The sequence below is a fragment of the uncultured Mucilaginibacter sp. genome (assembly GCF_903893715.1).
Lineage (GTDB): Bacteria > Bacteroidota > Bacteroidia > Sphingobacteriales > Sphingobacteriaceae > Mucilaginibacter.
Genome location: NZ_CAITNG010000123.1, coordinates 1 through 1917, shown reverse-complemented (window position 1 = coordinate 1917; position 1917 = coordinate 1). Strand labels below are relative to the sequence as shown.

Annotated in this window: 2 protein-coding genes; both read right to left on the bottom strand. The window is 39.9% G+C overall.

What is annotated here, in order from left to right:
* Nucleotides 1–1038: TonB-dependent receptor plug domain-containing protein (locus tag QZX97_RS14320; protein WP_295648671.1), on the bottom strand; the 1038-nt coding region annotated here is incomplete at its 3' end.
* 250 nt (nt 1039–1288) lie between these two features.
* Nucleotides 1289–1917: glycoside hydrolase family 88 protein (locus QZX97_RS14315; protein ID WP_295648670.1), on the bottom strand; the 629-nt coding region annotated here is incomplete at its 5' end.

The following is a 1917-nucleotide window of genomic DNA, read 5'->3' as shown; positions in this document are numbered from 1 at the left end:
TTTATTACCGCCATTCATGGTGATGTTATGGGATTGAGTGTACCCTCTCCTTAAAAGCAAATTTTGCCAATTGTATCCGGGGTCGTTGGCATATGACGCCAAAGTAGTTCCATTCGCGGGGTTTAAGTATAAAAGATGATTTGTTAGTACGGTGGTTGATGCAGTTGTACCTAAACTATCCAAATCAAGTTGCGACTGCACATACTGGGACGCGTTTAACAAGGCTATTTTTTTTGTAGCTTGTTGAAAGCCAAAATTATACGTGTAATTAATACGAGGTGGCCCTTCCACTCCTTTCTTTGTAGTAATGATGATAACTCCATTAGCACCCCTGGCACCATAAATCGCAATTGACGATGCGTCTTTCAAAACCTCCAAGGTTGCTATATTATCTGGATTAATAGAGTTGATGTCCATATTCTCATTTGGTATCCCGTCAATAATAAATAATGGACTGGCATCCTGACTAACAGAACCTCCCCTAATGGTAATTTGCGAAGTAGAACCAGGCTGTCCATCTGGTGATGTGACATTCACACCTGCTATCCTTCCGGCTAACATCTGATCGAAGGAAGGAACCGGGGCCTTTTGCATTTCTACAACGTTCGCTACACCAACCGATCCCGTAAGGTCTCTCTTTTTTGCCGTACCGTAACCGATAACAACCACTTCATCCAGTGTTGATGAAGATGAAGACAGAGTAATCACTTTCCCGTCTATTTCACCGGCTTTCTTCTCAATAGGCGTATACCCTAACGAACGGATAATGATAATCGTACCGGCGTCAGGAACTGCCAAGGAGAATTTTCCGGAGACATCAGTAACCGTGCCCTTAGTTGTTCCTTTAATTAATACTGTGGCGCCGATCACACTTTCGGATTTCTCGTCTAAAACGGTACCCGAAATTTTTAGCGTCGGAACTTGAGCTGAAGCACTGAGATAGCTTAGCAACGCTACCAAAACAATAATTGAACTCAAAAGATACTTTAATTTAAAGGAGGTCTTTTGAGAATAAAATCCATGGTAAAGAATTCTCATAGTTAATTAGGTTTAAATTTAAGAAGTGGCGTAAATTGGTTTTATAGCAATTGGTTTAATAAATATATGAGTGTTTTGGTTTTATAGCAATTGGTTTAACAAATATATGAGTGTTTTTAAGGCAGCGAGTGTCTGAAATGTTGCAAGTACTATTCCAAATGTGCTAAAAATTACTTTAAAATGATGATTTTTACCAATTTTCGCCTAAAAATGGTTAAACCCTTAGACTGATTGCTTGTCTAAAGGAATCTTAGATTTTAAGCATTTTTTCCATTTCGATTGCGGCAAACAATACTGCAAATACCCCATGTGTGTCGTTATCATAAAAAGGCCGATTTAAGTAATAATTCACATCCTCCGAACACATCGTTCCCGTGCATATATTATGAATTGTACCATTAAGCTCTATCTGGGTAGTAAGTGCTTGCCACCCCTTTAAAGCAACCTGTTTATAGCACTTTGCGTGAAGCCATCCATTGGATATACCCCGTGCGATCGCCATGGTAAATATAGCGGTACCTGAAACTTCTTCTTTTGAATCCGGCCGATCAAGTACGTTGAGCCAAAATCCATTTTTATCCTGATATTTTAGCAAAGAGGAGACCAGCGTGCAATATTGATTTAAAATAACAGTGTAATTAGGATTTGATTTTGGCAAATAAGTTAATACTTCGCTCATGGCCCATATGGCCCAGCCGTTAGCGCGCGACCAGTGGGGCAACTTAACGCTACTTCCCGAATAATGGGCGTGCATGTACAATTGCGCATCTTTGTCCCAAACTTGGTCCTGAAACGCTATTAATTGTTTAGCGGCATCATTCAATATCTCATTCTTTGTCTTCTCATCATCGGTATATAAAGCGGCTTGCACAAGAAATG